This window comes from Terracoccus luteus, from assembly GCF_003635045.1.
In the GTDB taxonomy this organism is placed as follows: Bacteria; Actinomycetota; Actinomycetes; order Actinomycetales; family Dermatophilaceae; genus Terracoccus; species Terracoccus luteus.
On the sequence record NZ_RBXT01000001.1, the window covers coordinates 470,227 to 486,773 of the forward strand.

18 protein-coding genes and 2 tRNA genes are annotated in these 16,547 nt (G+C 72.3%); 14 read left to right on the plus strand and 6 right to left on the minus strand.

All coding sequences use genetic code 11. From position 1 onward, the window contains the following. Positions 1–88 precede the first annotated feature (88 nt). Entirely contained in the window at positions 89–982 is an 894-nt protein-coding gene (locus DFJ68_RS02265) for an LLM class flavin-dependent oxidoreductase (protein WP_121034997.1), read from the plus strand. Here DFJ68_RS02265 and DFJ68_RS02270 read toward each other — a convergent pair. The 3 genes from DFJ68_RS02270 to pepN are packed head-to-tail and all read right to left on the minus strand — an operon-like array spanning position 957 to position 4,938. Beyond that, positions 957–1,337 (minus strand): globin, encoded by a 381-nt coding sequence (locus DFJ68_RS02270; protein ID WP_121034998.1) that lies wholly within the window; start codon positions 1,335–1,337, stop codon positions 957–959. The genes DFJ68_RS02265 and DFJ68_RS02270 overlap by 26 nt on opposite strands. Before the next feature lie 28 nt (positions 1,338–1,365). Next, the gene (locus tag DFJ68_RS02275; protein WP_245963404.1) at positions 1,366–2,349 is read right to left on the minus strand and encodes a mechanosensitive ion channel family protein; all 984 of its coding nucleotides are present in this window, start codon (positions 2,347–2,349) and stop codon (positions 1,366–1,368) included. Between the two features lie 3 nt (positions 2,350–2,352). Further along, positions 2,353–4,938, minus strand: a complete 2,586-nt coding sequence (pepN, locus tag DFJ68_RS02280; protein ID WP_121030675.1) for an aminopeptidase N — start codon at positions 4,936–4,938, stop codon at positions 2,353–2,355. A gap of 202 nt (positions 4,939–5,140) precedes the next feature. On the opposite strand from pepN, the gene DFJ68_RS02285 reads away from it, so the two are divergent. The 3 genes from DFJ68_RS02285 to DFJ68_RS02295 all read left to right on the plus strand — a co-directional run bounded on the left by DFJ68_RS02285 (position 5,141) and on the right by DFJ68_RS02295 (position 7,531). Beyond that, a complete protein-coding gene (locus DFJ68_RS02285; protein WP_372498849.1) occupies positions 5,141–5,803 on the plus strand; it encodes a mycothiol-dependent nitroreductase Rv2466c family protein in 663 nt (220 codons plus the stop codon). A gap of 62 nt (positions 5,804–5,865) precedes the next feature. Then, positions 5,866–6,357 carry a ribose-5-phosphate isomerase gene (locus DFJ68_RS02290; protein ID WP_121030677.1) on the plus strand — a complete coding sequence of 164 codons (492 nt, stop codon included), beginning with the start codon at positions 5,866–5,868 and terminating at the stop codon, positions 6,355–6,357. Positions 6,358–6,412: 55 nt separating this feature from the next. Then, positions 6,413–7,531, plus strand: a complete 1,119-nt coding sequence (locus DFJ68_RS02295) for a PP2C family protein-serine/threonine phosphatase (protein ID WP_121030679.1) — start codon at positions 6,413–6,415, stop codon at positions 7,529–7,531. 155 nt (positions 7,532–7,686) lie between these two features. Here DFJ68_RS02295 and DFJ68_RS02300 read toward each other — a convergent pair whose 3' ends face one another. After that, positions 7,687–7,902 carry an antitoxin gene (locus tag DFJ68_RS02300; protein ID WP_121030681.1) on the minus strand — a complete coding sequence of 72 codons (216 nt, stop codon included), beginning with the start codon at positions 7,900–7,902 and terminating at the stop codon, positions 7,687–7,689. A gap of 108 nt (positions 7,903–8,010) precedes the next feature. On the opposite strand from DFJ68_RS02300, the gene trmB reads away from it, so the two are divergent. After that, positions 8,011–8,706, plus strand: coding sequence for a tRNA (guanosine(46)-N7)-methyltransferase TrmB (gene trmB / locus DFJ68_RS02305; RefSeq protein ID WP_245963405.1), 696 nt, complete (start codon positions 8,011–8,013; stop codon positions 8,704–8,706). Positions 8,707–8,759: 53 nt separating this feature from the next. Here the strand turns inward: trmB and DFJ68_RS02310 are convergent. Then, positions 8,760–8,833, minus strand: a tRNA-Pro gene (locus DFJ68_RS02310). Between the two features lie 108 nt (positions 8,834–8,941). On the opposite strand from DFJ68_RS02310, the gene DFJ68_RS02315 reads away from it, so the two are divergent. Both DFJ68_RS02315 and DFJ68_RS02320 read left to right on the plus strand, forming a co-directional pair. Continuing rightward, positions 8,942–9,015: transfer RNA gene (locus DFJ68_RS02315), tRNA-Gly, on the plus strand. Positions 9,016–9,077: 62 nt separating this feature from the next. Next, a complete protein-coding gene (locus tag DFJ68_RS02320) occupies positions 9,078–9,377 on the plus strand; it encodes a DUF2087 domain-containing protein (RefSeq protein ID WP_121030684.1) in 300 nt (99 codons plus the stop codon). Here DFJ68_RS02320 and DFJ68_RS02325 read toward each other — a convergent pair. Next, positions 9,367–9,888 (minus strand): hypothetical protein, encoded by a 522-nt coding sequence (locus tag DFJ68_RS02325; RefSeq protein WP_121030686.1) that lies wholly within the window; start codon positions 9,886–9,888, stop codon positions 9,367–9,369. The two genes, DFJ68_RS02320 and DFJ68_RS02325, sit on opposite strands and share 11 nt — an antisense overlap. Positions 9,889–10,029: 141 nt before the next feature. Here DFJ68_RS02325 and tig point away from each other — a divergent pair, with 141 nt between their 5' ends. From tig to DFJ68_RS02360, 7 genes are all read left to right on the plus strand, one after another. Beyond that, entirely contained in the window at positions 10,030–11,412 is a 1,383-nt protein-coding gene (gene tig, locus DFJ68_RS02330; RefSeq protein WP_121030688.1) for a trigger factor, read from the plus strand. Between the two features lie 164 nt (positions 11,413–11,576). Further along, positions 11,577–12,005 carry a hypothetical protein gene (locus DFJ68_RS02335; protein ID WP_121030690.1) on the plus strand — a complete coding sequence of 143 codons (429 nt, stop codon included), beginning with the start codon at positions 11,577–11,579 and terminating at the stop codon, positions 12,003–12,005. 231 nt (positions 12,006–12,236) lie between these two features. Further along, entirely contained in the window at positions 12,237–12,872 is a 636-nt protein-coding gene (locus DFJ68_RS02340; RefSeq protein ID WP_221186378.1) for an ATP-dependent Clp protease proteolytic subunit, read from the plus strand. A gap of 42 nt (positions 12,873–12,914) precedes the next feature. Further along, positions 12,915–13,616, plus strand: coding sequence for an ATP-dependent Clp protease proteolytic subunit (locus tag DFJ68_RS02345; protein ID WP_221186318.1), 702 nt, complete (start codon positions 12,915–12,917; stop codon positions 13,614–13,616). Positions 13,617–13,725: 109 nt separating this feature from the next. Next, entirely contained in the window at positions 13,726–13,989 is a 264-nt protein-coding gene (locus DFJ68_RS02350) for an acyl-CoA-binding protein (RefSeq protein ID WP_121030693.1), read from the plus strand. A 494-nt stretch (positions 13,990–14,483) separates the two neighbouring features. Then, positions 14,484–15,761, plus strand: a complete 1,278-nt coding sequence (gene clpX, locus DFJ68_RS02355; RefSeq protein ID WP_121030695.1) for an ATP-dependent Clp protease ATP-binding subunit ClpX — start codon at positions 14,484–14,486, stop codon at positions 15,759–15,761. Positions 15,762–15,792: 31 nt separating this feature from the next. Then, positions 15,793–16,443, plus strand: coding sequence for a hypothetical protein (locus DFJ68_RS02360; protein ID WP_121030697.1), 651 nt, complete (start codon positions 15,793–15,795; stop codon positions 16,441–16,443). Positions 16,444–16,547 lie beyond the last annotated feature (104 nt).

Genomic DNA, 16,547 nt, shown 5'->3' on the forward strand with positions numbered 1-16,547 from the left:
GTGTCGGTGTGACCCGGTACACAGAGTCGATGGACCGCGTCGACCCCCGCAGATGCCCGACACCGGCCCGACGACCCGGGGAGGGGCCGTGAGGGCCGGCTTCGTCGTCCCGTACGCCACCGAGCTCGAGTTCGTCGAGCTCGCCCGGTTGGGGGAGCGCCACGGCTGGGACGCCGTGTTCGGGTGGGAGGCCCTCTTCGGCGTCGAGGCGTGGGTGCAGCTCGGGGCCGCCGCCGTGGCCACCGAGCGCATCCGGCTCGGCACGCTGCTCACCCCCGCGTCGCGCCACCGTCCGTGGGACCTCGCCTCAAGGGTCGGGTCGGTCGACCGGCTCAGCGGCGGCCGGGTCGTCATGTCGGTGGGGCTCGGTGCCCTGCACGAGGGGTGGACGGCATTCGAGCCCGACGAGGGTCGGGCGACCCGGGCGCGCAAGCTCGACGAGTGCCTCGACGTCTACGCGGGCCTGCTCGGCGGCGACCCCACGTTCCGCTACGACGGCGAGCACTACGGCATGGAGGCGAGCGACTTCATGCGGCCGCCCCCGACCCCACAGCGGCCCCACCCACCGGTGTGGGTCGTCGGGGCGGTGGCACCGGCCGGTCGTCGGCAGCGGTCGCTCGAGCGGGCGGCGCGGTGGCAGGGCCTCATCCCCGCCGTCCACGGCGAGGAGGGCGAGCCCCGCCGGGTCGAGGACTTCGCCGACGTCACCGCGCGGGTGCGCGACCTGCGCGGAGGGCTCGGACTGCCCTGGGAGGGCTACGACGTCGTGGCCGAGGCCGACTCGTGGGGCGCGTTCGCCCGGCTCGAGCCCCCCGACCCCCGGGCCTGGGAGCAGGCCGGGGCGACGTGGTGGGTCGAGAGCTGGTGGGACGTCCCGCCGGGCCCCGACGGTCTGGCGGAGGTGCGCCGCCGCGTCGAGGCGGGCCCTCCCGACGGCGTCGGGCCCGCCCGACGCGTCAGGCCCCCTCGCCCATCGTGTTGACGAGGGAGTAGGCGGCCCGGGTGAGGTAGTCACGCAGCCGGTCGTCGTCCTCGGGCGTCAGCTCGAGGGTGTCCACGGCGGCCATCATGTGCAGCAGCCAGCGGTCGCGCATGTCCGGCGTGACGGCGAAGGGCATGTGCCGCATCCGCAGCCGGGGGTGGCCGCGCTGCTCCGAGTACGTCGTCGGTCCGCCCCAGTACTGCTCGAAGAACATCCGGAGCCGCTCCTCCGCGGGCCTCAGGTCCTCCTCGGGGTAGAGCGCCCGCAGCTGCTCGTCGCCCCGCACGCCCCGGTAGAACTCGTGGACGAGCTTGACGAACGCCTCGTGGCCGCCGAAGTCGTCGTAGTGGGTCACGCGCCCATCCTCGCAGAGGCCCTGACGCTCACCGCGGGCCGCCCGTGGCGCCGGGCCCACCGGGGCCACCGGTGCCCGGCGTGAAGGGCGGCAGGCCGACGACGGGCGGGGTGCGCACGCCGGCGACGTCGAGGGCGTTCTTGATGCGCTCGCGCATCTCGCGCTGCACGGCGAAGTGCTCCTGCGAGACCGTCTTGGCCGTGACCCGGATCGTCACGGCGCCGCCCGCGATCGACTCGATGCCGACGACCTCCGGCTCCTCGAGCAGCTTCTCGGCGAGCGGGGGGCCGTCGTCGAGCACGGACACGACGTCGCGGATGACCCGCATCGCCCGCTCGGCGTCCTCGTCGATGGCGATCGCGACGTCGACGATGGCGGTGCTCCAGCCCTGCGACCGGTTGCCGATGCGCACGATCTCGCCGTTGCGGACGTACCACGTGACACCGTTCGCGTCGCGCAGCCGCGTCACCCGCAGGGAGACGTTCTCGACCGTGCCGACCGCCTCGCCGGTGTCGATGACGTCACCGACCCCGTACTGGTCCTCGACGATCATGAAGACGCCGGAGAGGAAGTCCTTGACGAGGCTCTGCGCCCCGAAGGCGAGGGCGACGCCACCGACCCCGGCCGAGGTGAGGGCCGGCCCGAGCGGCACGCCGAGCTTGTCGAGCACGGTCAGCGCCGCGATGCCGAAGACGAGGAAGGTGACGATGCTGCGCAGCAGCGAGCCCATCGTCTCGGCGCGCTGCACGTGCCGCTGCGTGCCGACCCCGGTGAGGCCGGCGACGGCCCGCCCCGCTCCGGGGAGCGAGGCGAGCCGTTCGGTGCGTCGGCTCGTGGCCGTGGCGACGAGCCGGCCGATGACCCGGTTGAGCAGCCAGCGGACGACGAAGGCGAGCACGACGACGAGCAGGATGACGAGCGGGGTGCCCGCCAGCCAGTCGCCGACCTGCCCCCACGTGAGCGAGCTCAGCGAGGGCAGGCCGGGGACCACGGCCGACAGCGGATGCCGCACGGCTCAGTCGCCCCGGGCGTCGCGCTCCTGCGCGGCGAGCGCCCGCACGACCGCGTCGCGGTTCTCGGCGATGGTGCGCACGAGGCCGGGGGCGGCATCCGGGTGGGCGTCGAGCCACGCCTGCGACGCGGCGGCCAGCGACCGGTCGGCCAGCGAGAAGGGGTAGAACCCGCCGACGACCCGCTCGCCGATGGCGACGCTGCGCGCGGCCCACGCCTCCTCGGCCACCGCGTGGTACCGCTCGACGTAGGGCCGCAGCAGCGACGGGTCGGTGCTGCGACGGAACCCGGCGCTCACGGCCTCGACCATCTGGTTGGGCAGGGTGTTCTGCTCGACGGCCTCCGCCCAGGCCTGCTCCTTGGCCTCCGCGGTCGGACGCGCCGCCCTCGCCTCGGCCGCGCGCTCGCGCCCCGTCGAGGTGGGGTCGCGGTCGAGCTCGGCCTGGATCTCGGCGTCGTCGGCGGCACCGACGGCGGCGAGCGCCTTGACCAGCGTCCACCGCAGCTCCGTGTCGATGGTGAGGCCCTCGAGGGTGTCGGCCCCCGTGAGCAGTGCCCGCAGGGCCGGGGCGTCGCTCTCGCGGGCGGCGCTCGCGGCCCAGGCCTCGACGAGCTGGAACTGCGCGTCGCTGCCCGGCTCGGCGGCGACGGCGAGGTCGTGCAGCGACGAGGTGAGCAGCTCGCCGGTCGCGGCCCGGTGCTCGGGGGCGGTGTAGAGGCGCGCCGCCGTCGACAGCTGCCCGATGAGCACGCGCAGCAGCGTCGAGTCGCTCTCGCCGGGCAGCGTCTCGAGCACGAAGCGGACGAAGTCGCGTGCCGCCATCTCCGCGTCACGGGTCATGTCCCACGTCGCGCCGAGCACGAGTGACCGGGGGAGCGAGTCGGTGAAGCCGCGCGGGTGCGCGAGCGCCGTCGCGAGCGACCGCTCGTCGAGGCGGATCTTCGCGTAGGCGAGGTCGGCGTCGTTGAGCAGCAGCAGGTCCGGCTGCTCCTGCCCGACGAGGGCCTCGAGCTCGGTGCTCGCGCCGTCGACGTCGAACTCGTCGTAGCCGACCCGCTCGAGCACCGCTGCGCCGTCGGCGGACTCGGCTGCGCGCACGGCGTAGCGGCCGATGCCGAGCCGGTGGGGGCGCAGCGTCGGGTACTCCTCCGCGGCGCTCTGCTCGACGGCGAAGCGCGTGTAGCGGCCGTCGTCGCCGACCTCGAACACGGGCCGCAGCGTGTTGACGCCCGCGGTCTCGAGCCACAGCCGGCTCCACTCGCCGAGCTCGCGCCCGGATGCCGTCTCGAGCTCGCCGAGCAGGTCGGCGAGGGTCGTGTTGCCCCAGGCGTGGGTGCGGAAGTACTGCCGCAGGGCGGCGACGAAGGGCTCGCGCCCGACGTAGGCGACGAGCTGCTTGAGCACCGACGCGCCCTTGGCGTAGGTGATGCCGTCGAAGTTGACCTCGACGTCCTCGAGGTGACGCATGTCGGCGGCGATGGGGTGCGTCGAGCTGAGCTGGTCCTGCGTGTAGGCCCACGCCTTCTCGCTCGTGCCGAACGTCGTCCAGGCGCTCGTCCACTCGGTGGCCTCGGCCTGGCACGTCGTCGAGGCCCACTCGGCGAACGACTCGTTGAGCCACAGGTCGTCCCACCAGCGCATCGTCACGAGGTTGCCGAACCACATGTGGGCCAGCTCGTGCAGGATCGTCAGCGCACGCCGCTCGATCTTCGCCTCGGACACCTTGGAGCGGAAGACGTACACCTCGGTGAAGGTGACGGCCCCGGCGTTCTCCATCGCGCCCATGTTGTACTCCGGCGTGAAGACCTGGTCGTACTTCTCGAAGGGGTAGGGCTGGTCGAACTCGGCCTCGAAGAAGCCGAAGCCCTTCTTGGTGCAGTCGAAGATGGCGTCGGCGTCGAGGTGCTGGGTGAGCGAGCGGCGGCAGAAGACGCCGAGCGGCACGACGCCCCCACGCGTCTGCACCTCGTCGCGCACCTCGTCGTAGGGGCCGGCGATGAGCGCGGTGATGTACGAGGAGATGCGCTTGGTCGGCGCGAAATCCCACGTGGCCCGCTCGACCCCGTCGGCCACCCCGGCCGGGACCGACTGCGGCGTGGGCGAGTTCGAGATGATCTTCCAGTGCGCCGGCGCGGTCACGGTGAAGCGGAAGCTCGCCTTGAGGTCAGGCTGCTCGAACACCGTGTACATGCGCCGCGAGTCGGGCACCTCGAACTGCGTGTAGAGGTAGACCTCGCCGTCGACCGGGTCGACGAAGCGGTGCAGGCCCTCGCCGGTGTTGGTGTACCGGCCGGTGGCCTCCACGGTCAGCTCGTTCTCGGCCTGAAGCCCCGACAGCGCGATGCGTGAGTCGGCGAACACGGATGCCGGGTCGAGCGCGGTGCCGTTGAGGGTGACGCTCTCGACCGACTCGGCGATGAGGTCGATGAAGGTGTCGGCGCCGGGCTCGGTGCAGCCGAAGCGGACGGTCGTCGTCGTGCCGAACGTCGTCGGGCCGGTGGTGAGGTCCAGGGAGACCTCGTAGGAGCCCACGTCGAGGATGCGGGCGCGGGCGGCGGCCTCGTCTCGGGTCAGGTTGGTGCCGGGCACGCGGGTCCTCCTGGAGTGGCGATGATCTCGGTTCTCGACCGCGCCGTCCTGGTGCTCCACCGGGCGGCGTGACGGTCGTGGGGCGGCAGCCGGTCCGGGTCGGACGGCGCCGTCGCGGGAGTCATCCTCGCACGGGCGGCAGGGGCTGCGGCGCCCGTCGGCCCCCCGCCCCGAGGTCGGTGCCGGGTGCCATGATGAGCGCATGGCTGACAACGACACCGCCACCGGCGGCACCGGCTCCACCTCCGGCCCGGCCTCGGGCTCCACGGCCGTCGAGCTGTGGTTCGACCCCCTGTGCCCGTGGGCCTGGATGACCTCGCGCTGGCTCATGGAGGTCGAGCGCCAGCGCGACATCGACGTCACGTGGTCGGTGATGAGCCTGTCCGTGCTCAACGAGGGTCGCGACCTGCCCGACGACTACCGCACCATGCTCGACAAGGGCTGGGGCCCGGTGCGCGTCATCATCGCCGCCCGCGAGGCGCACGGCGACGAGGTCGTCAAGAAGCTCTACGACGCCTTCGGCACCCGGATCCACCTGCAGGGCATGGGCGACGACCTCGACGCCGTCATCGAGCAGGGCCTGGCCGAGGTCGGCCTCCCCGCCGAGCTGGCCGAGGCGGCCCACGCCGACGCCCACGACGAGCAGCTGCGGGCCAGCCACGAGCGCGGCATCAGCCTCGTCGGTGACGAGGTCGGCACCCCGGTCATCTCCGTCGACGGCGTCGCCTTCTTCGGCCCCGTCGTCACCCCCGCTCCCAAGGGTGAGGCCGCTCTGCGCCTCTTCGACGGCTGCGTGCTCGTCGCCGGCACCCCCGGCTTCTACGAGCTGAAGCGCACCCGCACCCAGGGCCCCATCTTCGACTGACCGCCCGCCGTGCGGGGGGCCCTCGGCGCCCCGCACGGCGCACGTCCCCCCCCGGAGGAAGCATGCGCATCCACATCGGCGGCGACCACGCCGCCTACGAGCTGCAGCGCGCGCTCGTGGCCCACCTCGCCGAGGCCGGCCACGACGTCGTCGACCACGGACCGCTCGAGCTCGACCCGGAGGACGACTACCCCGTCTTCGTCCTGCGGGCCGCGGAGTCGGTGGCGAACGAGGAGGGCTCCCTCGGGGTCGTCCTCGGCGGTTCGGGCAACGGCGAGCAGATCGCCGCGAACAAGGTGGCCGGCATCCGGGCCGCCCTCGCCTACGAGCCCGAGCTGGCCCGCCTGGCCCGCCAGCACAACGACGCCCACATCGTCTCCATCGGCGCCCGGTTCACCGCGGTCGAGGTGGCCAAGGAGATCGTCGACGCCTTCGTCTCCACCGAATTCTCCGATGAGCCACGGCACGCACGCCGCCTCGGTATGGTGACGGCGTACGAGACCTCGCGCGAGCTGCCGGCCGCCACACAGGGCGCGGAGGGCTCGGCATCCTGAGCCGGCGCCTCCTGACGGGACAGCGTCGGCTCCTTCCATCCCGAGAAGGACGAACGTGGCTCCCGGTTCCGCCGTCGCGCGACTGACGCACGCCGCGCCCCGTCGGCTCCGGCGCCTCGTCATCGCCGCCCCCTGGCTGCAGCGGGCCAGCTGGCCCGGCACGACGGCGGTCATCGTCGTGGGGCTGGCCATCGGGTGGGCCATCCTCGTCTGGCCGACCCAGGTGCCGTGGTCGGCCTTCGTCTTCGTCATCGTCGTCGCCGGCCTGTTCCTCGAGCCGCGGCGGCTCGTGCTCGTCTACGCCGTCCTGCTCGTCACGATGGTGGCCGTCGGCTCGCGGCTCGGCCCGGTCAAGCCCGCCACCCTCGGGGCACAGGGCATCGCCGTGCTCACCATCGCCCTCATGCTCTGGCTCTCCACCGCCCGGGCCAAGCTCGGCGTCGTCGGGGTGGTGGGGGAGTCGATGCTGGTCGACATGCGCGACCGCCTCCGGGCCCAGGGCCGGCTGCCTTCCCTGCCGCCGTCGTGGCGGGCCGAGGTGGCGCTCGAGTCGGCCCACGGCGACGGCTTCGCCGGCGACTTCGTCGTCGCCACCCGCTCCACCGACGGCAACCTCCTCGAGATCGCCCTCGTCGACGTCTCGGGCAAGGGGCGACAGGCGGGCACGCGCTCGCTGCTGCTCTCCGGCGCCCTCGGCGGCCTGCTCGGCGCCATGAGCGAGTGCGGCTTCCTGCGCTCGGCCAACAACCACCTGCTGCGCCTGCGTTGGCCCGAGGGCTTCGCGACCGCCGTGCACCTCGCGGTGCACCTCGACACGGGGGCCTTCACCATCGGCTACGCGGGGCACCCGGCGGCGGCCCAGTTCTCCGCCGGCTCCGGCCGGTGGCGACTGCTCGACGGCGGCCGCGGGCCGCTGCTCGGGGTCATCGAGGACGCCGACTACCCACGCGAGTCAGGGGTGCTGCGCCGGGGCGACGCCCTGCTGCTCTACAGCGACGGCGTCATCGAGTCGCGCGACAAGGCCCTCGTCGACGGCATCGACCGCATGCTCGGCCGGGCCGAGTCGTTCGTCACCAACCCCACCGGGTTCGACGGCCTCGCCCAGCGCCTCTGCGAGACGGCCATGGCCGGCAGCGGTGACGACCGCGCCGTCGTCACCATCTGGCGTCCCTGAGCGTCCCTGAGCGTCCCTGAGCGTCTCTGAGCGTCCCTGAGCGTCCCTGAGCATCGCCGGGGCGGCGTCCCACCGCAGGTCCGCCGTCCCGGGCACGCCGAGGGGCGGTGGCCGTGTGGCCACCGCCCCTCCGTCCCTTCGACGTCGCGGGCTCGTCAGGCCTGACGGTCGGCGATGTCGTCGTTCTGGCCGTCCAGCCCGTCGAGGCCGTCCTTGAGCTTGTCCTGGCCCATGTCGACCTTGTCGGCGTACGTGCCACCGGTGCGCTCGTCGATCATGTCGCCGGCGCGGTCGACGCCGTCGCCGGCCTTGTCACCGTGCTGGTCGACCAGGTCGCCCAGCTTCTCCTTGGCGCTGTCGAAGATCCCCATGTGGTGTCCTCTCGATCGTGTCCTCGTGGAGGCCAGCGGGCTGGCCACGGTCCTTCCACGCTAGCCCTCCCGGGCCGGTCGCACGACCCCTGCCCCTACCATCGCCCGGTGAGCCAGACGCCTGAGAACCTGCCTGACCTCCCGGAGGGCGTCGTCCCGGCCCGCGTGCGCAGCTTCGTCCGGCGGGGCCGGTTCTCCGACCTCACCCGCGAGCGGATGGACGTTCTCGCCCCTACCCGGGCCCTTCCGGAGGGGCCGCTGGTGCCGTCGGTCGCCTTCGGTCGCACCGCGCCGCTCGTGCTCGAGATCGGCTGCGGCCACGGGCACGCCGCCATCGCCTACGCCCGGACGCACCCCGAGCACGACGTGCTGGCCATGGACGTGCACGTCCCGGGGCTGGCCCGGATGCTGGCCCGCGCCGACGAGCTCGAGGTGCCGAACCTGCGCGTGGAGACGGGGGATGCCGTCGTGCTCCTCGAGACGCGCGTGCCCGACGCGTCCCTGCACGCCGTCCACCTCTTCTTCCCCGACCCGTGGCCAAAGAAGAAGCACGCCAAGCGCCGCTTCGTGAAGGCCTCGAACCTCGACCTGCTCGCGCGGGCGCTCGAACCCGGGGGGCACGTCCTCGTCGCGACGGACAAGGACCACTACGCCGAGCACGTCCTCGAGCAGGTGGCGAACCACCCGCGCTTCGAGGCGCACCGCACCGAGCGCCCGTCGTGGCGCCCGACGGAGGGGTTCGAGGCCAAGGGACTGGCCGCGGGGAGGACCATCACGGACCTGCGCCTCGACCTCATCGGCTGATTGTGAGGTGACCGCAGCGTGCCGACCGAGGAGTCGGAGCCACGAGTCGTGTGTCGGGGCAACAGGATTCGAACCTGCGACCTTCCGCTCCCAAAGCGGACGCGCTACCAAGCTGCGCCATGCCCCGCGACGCTCCGACCCCGGCGACACCGTCCGCGCGGGCGGCGGTCGATTCGGCGGGCAGAGCGCGAACCAGTAGGCTAGCGCCTCGGATCGCCGGGTCGCTCGGCGGCCTGCGGGCGTAGCTCAATGGTAGAGCCTCAGTCTTCCAAACTGATCACGCGAGTTCGATTCTCGTCGCCCGCTCCACCGCTCCGAACCCGCTCGAAACCGGTTGTGGAGCAGGACCTCCCGGTCGTAGCGTCCGCGTCGTGCACCGACCCGACCTGCAGGACGCCCTCCGCGACCGTGACGCCGTGCTCCGGGCCTTCGTGGCGCCCGACGGCACCTTGACCGGCATCCCGACGAGGATACGCAAACGGCTCGTCGTGCTCGACCTGCTCGCGCAGGAGTTCGAGCCGGGCCGTCGCTACGACGAGACGAGCGTCAACAACACGCTCCGCGCCCACCACCCCGACGTCGCCGCGCTGCGCCGGTACCTCGTCGAGGAGGGCTTCCTCGACCGGGCCGACGGGCAGTACTGGCGCAGCGGCGGGACCGTCAGCGACTGAGCCTGCGCCCGATACCGAGCGCCTCGGTCAGGTGGCTGCGGGCGCCGTCGGCCTCGAGCCCTTCCTGGACCCGCTCGGCCGTGCGCAGCGACGGCCACGCGTGCAGCGCGAAGAGGGCCGCCGACCCCGGCAGGGCCACCGCGATCGTCAGCCACGAGTGCGGCGAGAACGCGAACGAGGAGAAGAAGGCGACGACGACGGGCACCTCGGCGAGGGTCGCGCGTAGCACCGTCGTCTGCGAGAACAGCCGCAGCGCCGTGCCCTCCGCGTTCTCACGGGGGAGCCCGTGCGGCAGCGCGGGCACCGAGTACCCGGCGACGTTGATGGCGTACGCGGCGCCGAACAGCGCGACGACGACGAGGCCGACCGCCCACCACGAGGGCATGGGGGCCGAGGCGTCGATGACGACGCGGGCCGCGCAGATCATGACGGAGCCGCCGAAAATGATCCCCGTCAGCATCTGCAGGGGTCGCAGGTGGGTCGTCGTGCTGGGCGTCGGTCCGGACGTCATGGGGCCTGAGCATAGGCGCGGCGCCCGCCGACCCCGCCGCACGGCATCCGCGCATTTAGCCGTTGGCGCACCGCCCGATACAGTGATGCGTCGGTTCACCCTGTCCTCGACCAACCCCCTGATCGTATGGAGTACCCCGCAGTGAAGAGTGCGCTCGAGACCCTCAGCCCGACCCGGGTCAAGCTGACCGTCGAGGTCCCGTTCGACGAGCTCAAGCCGAGCCTCGACGCGGCCATCAAGCACATCGGTGAGCACATCACGGTGCCCGGCTTCCGCAAGGGCAAGGTGCCCGCGCGCATCATCGAGCAGCGGGTCGGCCGTGCCGCCGTGCTCGAGGAGGCCGTCAACAGCTCGCTGCCGCAGTTCTACGGCCAGGCGCTCGAGGAGAACGACGTCCGCCCCCTCGGCCAGCCCGAGATCAGCGACCTGCAGGTGCCGGCCAACGACGGTGACGGCCTCTCGTTCGTCGCCGAGGTCGACAAGCGCCCCGAGATCGAGCTGCCCGACTTCGGCGACATCGAGCTGACGGTCGACGAGGTCACCGCCGACGACTCTGCCGTCGACGAGCGCCTCGAGACCCTGCGCGCCCGCTTCGGCACCCTCGTCGGCGTCGACCGCGCGGCCGCCGAGGGCGACTTCGTCTCGCTCGACCTGTCGGCCACGATCGACGGCGAGGAGATCGACTCCGTGACCGGCGTCTCCTACGAGGTCGGCAGCAAGAACATGCTCGAGGGCCTCGACGACACCCTCGTCGGCATGAGCGCCGACGAGACCCGCACCTTCTCCGCGCCCCTCGCCGGCGGCGACCGCGAGGGCCAGCCCGCCGAGTGCACCGTCACCGTGACCGCCGTCAAGGAGCGCGAGCTGCCCGAGCTCGACGACGAGTTCGCCCAGCTCGCCTCGGAGTTCGACACCCTCGACGAGCTCAAGGCCGACCTCGCCAAGAAGGCCGAGATCGACGCCAAGTTCGCCCAGGGCGTCTCCGCCCGCGACCAGCTGCTCGACGCCATCCTCGAGAAGGTCGACGTGCCGATCCCCGACAGCGTCGTCGAGGCCGAGGTGCACAGCCACCTCGAGGGCGAGGGTCGGCTCGAGGACGACGAGCACCGCGCCGAGGTCGACGAGAGCACCCGCAAGGGCCTCAAGACCCAGCTCGTGCTCGACGCCATCGCCGAGCGCGAGGAGGTCCAGGTGCAGCAGCAGGAGCTCATCGAGTTCCTCGTCATGAGCTCGCAGCAGTACGGCATGGACCCGAACCAGTTCGCGCAGCAGCTCGACCAGGACGGCCAGATCCCCGCCATGGTCGCCGAGGTCGCGCGCCGCAAGGCCCTCGCCACCGTGCTCGAGAAGGTCGCCGTCAAGGACACCGCGGGCAACGTCGTCGACCTCAACGAGGCCGTCCCCGGCACCGAGGGTGACGAGGACGAGAGCGACGGCGTCGACGCCGAGCAGGTCGAGGCGAGCGAGTCGACCGAGTCGATCGAGGCGGGCGACACCGACGACTCGGTGCCGACCAAGGCCTGACCCCGGCACCACCGTCCCGAGGCCGACTGGCCCGGATGCGCAGAGGCCGGCTCCCGCGGGGAGCCGGCCTCTCGCGCGTCCCGGCGGCGCCAGCGGGTACGCGACAGGCGCACGGCCACCGACCGGCATCCGGCCCCTCGGTGCGACGCGACGAAGGAGCCGACATGAGCGACACGAGCAGCGCCGAGGACCTGGCGGGCACGACCGGCACATCAGGCACGGCAGGCACGGCGGACACCGCGGGCATGGGGGCCGACGGCATCGGCGCGGGCGCGGCCAACGCCTCCGACCACCCCGACCTCACCCGGCCCTCCGAGCCGGGCAGCAGCGCGACCGAGGCCGACGGGGCGCTCGGGCAGGACGCCGACGTCGCGGGCGACGCCCTCCCGCAGGACGCGGCCGGCCTCGGCTCCGACGAGACCGACGGCAGCCGCGGGGGCGCGGCCGAGCCGAGCATCGAGGACACCTTCGAGCAGCCGCAGGGCAACGGCTCGTTCGACGACGCCTCGGACGAGGCGGCCCCCGACAGCGACGAGGCCCGGATGGCCTCGGACGCGGGCGGGTCCGCCCAGGACTCTGGCTCGATGAGCTGACGACTGCGCCAGCTGGTCGGTGACGACGCCGGTGCCCGGTCGAACCGGTCACCGGCGTTTGTCTGCTCACGGCGAACAGGGCCCGGTGCGGGAAATCCGGCTGCGGGCCCGGGCGTTAGGGTCAGTGACGAGCCAGCCCCACCAGATCAGCGCCGCGACCTGCGGCCCCGGGGCTGGGTGACTTCGACGATGGAGACTTGGGTGAACAGGGAGACCTCCGCCAACGGCACCATGCCGGGTGGTCTGGACGACCACATCTACAACCGTCTGCTCAAGGAGCGCATCATCTTCCTCGGGTCGGACGTCCGCGACGACAACGCGAACGCCATCGCGGCGCAGCTGCTGCTGCTCTCGGCCGAGGACCGCGACGCCGACATCTGGCTCTACATCAACAGCCCGGGCGGGTCGATCTCGGCCGGCATGGCGATCTTCGACACGATGAACTGGATCCCCAACGACGTCGCGACGGTCGCCATGGGCATGGCCGCCTCGATGGGGCAGTTCCTGCTCTCGGCCGGCACGAAGGGCAAGCGGTACGCGACGCCCCACGCTCGCGTCATGATGCACCAGCCCTCGGGCGGCATCGGCGGCACGGCGACGGACATCAAGATCCAGGCCGAGCAGATGCTCTACGTCAAGACCCAGATGGCCGAGCTCATCGCGCAGCACACGGGCCAGAGCGTCGAGCAGATCACGAAGGACTCCGACCGCGACCGTTGGTTCAGCGCCGAGGAGGCCAAGGAGTACGGCTTCGTCGACCACGTCTTCACCAGCGCGGGCCAGGCGACCGAGGACGGCAGCGTCTCGGCCGAGGCCAAGCCCGACGGGCCGGGTGTCGACACCTCCGGCGCCGGCGACAACGCCTGAGCGCCGCCCGATCGACGGCCACACGAGACTACGGAGACTGACATGACCATCACCCCCCACGGCCCCTTCGCGGCCGGGCAGCCCGCCGGGCGCTACGCCGGATCGGCCTTCGGGTCGGCCCCGGTCGGCCCGTCGAGCCGTTACATCCTGCCGCAGTTCGAGGAGCGCACCTCGTACGGCATGAAGCGCTCGGACCCGTACAACAAGCTCTTCGAGGACCGCATCATCTTCCTCGGCGTGCAGGTCGACGACGCCTCGGCCGACGACATCATCGCCCAGCTGCTCGTGCTCGAGTCGCTCGACCCCGACCGCGACATCCTCATGTACATCAACAGCCCGGGCGGCTCGTTCACGGCCATGACGGCCATCTACGACACGATGCAGTTCGTCCGGCCCGACATCCAGACGTTCGTCATCGGCCAGGCCGCCTCGGCCGCCGCCGTGCTGCTCGGCGCCGGTGCGCCCGGCAAGCGCTTCGCCCTGCCGAACGCCCGCATCCTCATCCACCAGCCGGCGCTCTCGGGCGGCGACTACGGGCAGGCCTCGGACATCGAGATCCAGGCCAACGAGGTGCTGCGCATGCGCACCTGGCTCGAGGACACCCTCGCCCACCACACCGGGCGCACGTCCGAGACGGTCCGCGAGGACATCGAGCGCGACAAGATCCTGTCGTCCGCGTCCGCCAAGGAGTACGGCCTGATCGACGAGGTGCTCTCCTCGCGCAAGGCCTCGCTCGAGAGCTGAGCCCACCGGGGGAGCCACCCCCGCACCGGATGCCGTCGGGCCCGGTCCGCCACCGCGGGCCGGGCCCGCTCGCGTGCCCGGCCACCCGGCATCCGGCTAGGTTGGGCCCATGGGTGACGGGACCGACGCATCGTTCGAGGCCGCGGTGGCGGCGGTCAAGCAGCTGCAGACCGACCCCGGCAACGAGGTCAAGCTGCGCCTCTACGGCCTCTACAAGCAGGCGACGTCCGGTGACGTGACCGACGGGCGGCCCGGTGCGTTCAACCCCGTCGGGCGGGCCAAGCACGACGCGTGGGCGAGGCTCGCCGGCACCTCGCGCGAGGACGCCGCCGCCCAGTACGTCGCGATCGCGGACGACCTCACCGCCCCCTGACCGCGCCACTGACCCCTGACCGCGCCTCGGCCCCCTGCGCGACCGTCCCCGGCCCCGCCCCGGCGGCGGCTTCCTCGAACGAACCGTTGGAGGTCGAACTCACTGTTGGTGGCCGAACGCGCCGGTGCGCCACGGTCTTCGGCTGCCGGCGACTCGTTCGGCCTCGAACCACTCGTTCGAGTCCCGAGCCGGGCACGATCGGATGCCGGACGCTGCGCCGGATGCCCCGCCGGCCTGACGTGCGGCCACGACGGCGCGGGGGGTGGTGCGGCGGCGACGTTCGTCGTGGGCGGGGGAGCCGCGGGTGCGCTGGGGCTGCGCTCGAGACGGGTGCGCACCCGGATGCAATGACACCGCGGTTGTTTGTCAGCCGTCAGCGGACAAGCGGCGTTGCGCGAGCGCCCGCCCGCGGCGCCGACGTTAAATGGGTGATGGCCCGCGGTGGGGGCCGGCCGTGCGCATCCGCGCAGTCGTCGACGGACCAGGAGCTTTCAGTGGCACGCATCGGAGAAGGCGGAGACCTCCTCAAGTGCTCCTTCTGCGGGAAGAGCCAGAAGCAGGTCAAGAAGCTGATCGCCGGTCCGGGCGTCTACATCTGCGACGAGTGCATCGACCTGTGCAACGAGATCATCGAGGAGGAGCTCGCCGAGAGCAGCGAGCTCGGGCTCGACCACCTGCCCAAGCCCCGCGAGATCTTCACCTTCCTCGAGAACTACGTCATCGGCCAGGACGTCGCCAAGAAGTCGCTCGCCGTGGCCGTCTACAACCACTACAAGCGCATCCAGGCCGGTGAGGGCGTCAAGCGCGACGACGACTTCGTCGACATCGCCAAGAGCAACATCCTGCTCATCGGCCCGACCGGCTCGGGCAAGACCTACCTGGCCCAGACGCTCGCGAAGATGCTCAACGTCCCCTTCGCCATCGCGGACGCCACGGCCCTGACCGAGGCCGGCTACGTCGGCGAGGACGTCGAGAACATCCTCCTCAAGCTCATCCAGGCGGCCGACTACGACGTCAAGAAGGCCGAGACGGGCATCATCTACATCGACGAGGTCGACAAGATCGCCCGCAAGAGCGAGAACCCGTCGATCACGCGCGACGTCTCCGGCGAGGGCGTGCAGCAGGCGCTGCTGAAGATCCTCGAGGGCACGACGGCCTCGGTGCCGCCCCAGGGTGGGCGCAAGCACCCGCACCAGGAGTTCATCCAGATCGACACGACGAACGTGCTCTTCATCGTCGGTGGCGCGTTCTCGGGCCTCGAGAAGATCATCGAGTCGCGCTCCGGGCGCAAGGGCCTCGGCTTCGGCCAGCCCCTGCACAACCCCAAGGACCTCTCCGACAGCTTCAGCGACGTCATGCCCGAGGACCTGCTCAAGTTCGGGCTCATCCCCGAGTTCATCGGCCGCCTGCCCGTGCTGACGACGCTGGCGCCGCTCGACCAGCAGGCGCTCGTCAACATCCTCACCACGCCGCGCAACGCGCTCGTGAAGCAGTACGAGAAGATGTTCGAGATCGACGGGGTCGAGCTCGAGTTCACCGAGGACGCCATCGAGGCCGTCGCCGACCAGGCACTGCTGCGCGGCACCGGGGCGCGCGGGCTGCGCGCCATCATGGAGGAGGTCCTGCTCCCCGTGATGTTCGACGTCCCGAGCGACGACGACATCGCCCGCGTCGTCGTCACCCGCGAGGTCGTGCTCGACAACGTGCTGCCGACGATCGTGCGTCGTCCCGCCGAGCCGCGCGCCAAGCGGCCGCGCAAGGAGTCGGCCTGAGGCTCGGCGCCCGCTGAGGCGGTGACCGCTCGTGGTCGCACCCTTCCGGCTGGGGGTCGGTGACCTCGCCCCGCGCCAGCAGTCGCCGACGACGTGCGGCTCCGCGTCGCTGACGGTCGCGCGCATGCTCGCCGACCCCGCCTTCGCCCACTGGGTGCGCACCGGCCTGCCCCGCGAGGCTGCTGCCGTCACCACGCAGGCACCGGATGCCGGGGGCGTCGTCTCGCGGTTCGCCGCCTACGAGCAGGTGGTGGCCGCCCGCACGAACGGCCTGGCCGGCCCGGGCGGGCGCCTGCAGCTGCCGTGGCCGCGTAGCCTCGGCACGCCACCCTGGGGCGCCGCCCGCGAGCTCGAGCTCGCCCTCGGCCGGCGCCACCGGGTGCGGTGGGTGCGCCAGCGGTCGACGGCAGGGCTCGGGGCGGCGTTCGACTCCCTGCGGTCGCAGGCGCGGCCCGCGCTGCTGTACGTCGGCAGCCCGACCCTGCCACGCCACGTCGTCCTCGTCCTGCCCGCTGACCGCGGCCGGGGTGGCGACGCCCTGACCGACCACCTGACCGTCTACGAGCCGTCGGCCGGGCGGGTGCTCGAGGTGCACCGCGAGCCGTTCGCGGCCCGGCGGCTGGCCCTGGCGGGCTGGGACGTCCCGTGGGCGACGGTCTGTGCCACCCCGGCATCCCGCTGACGTCCGACACCGTCGAGAGGCCACTTCCCGACACCCCGGAACCGTCGAGAGGCCAGCTCCCGACATCGGGAACTGGCCTCTCGACGGTGTGCGTCGCGGGGAGG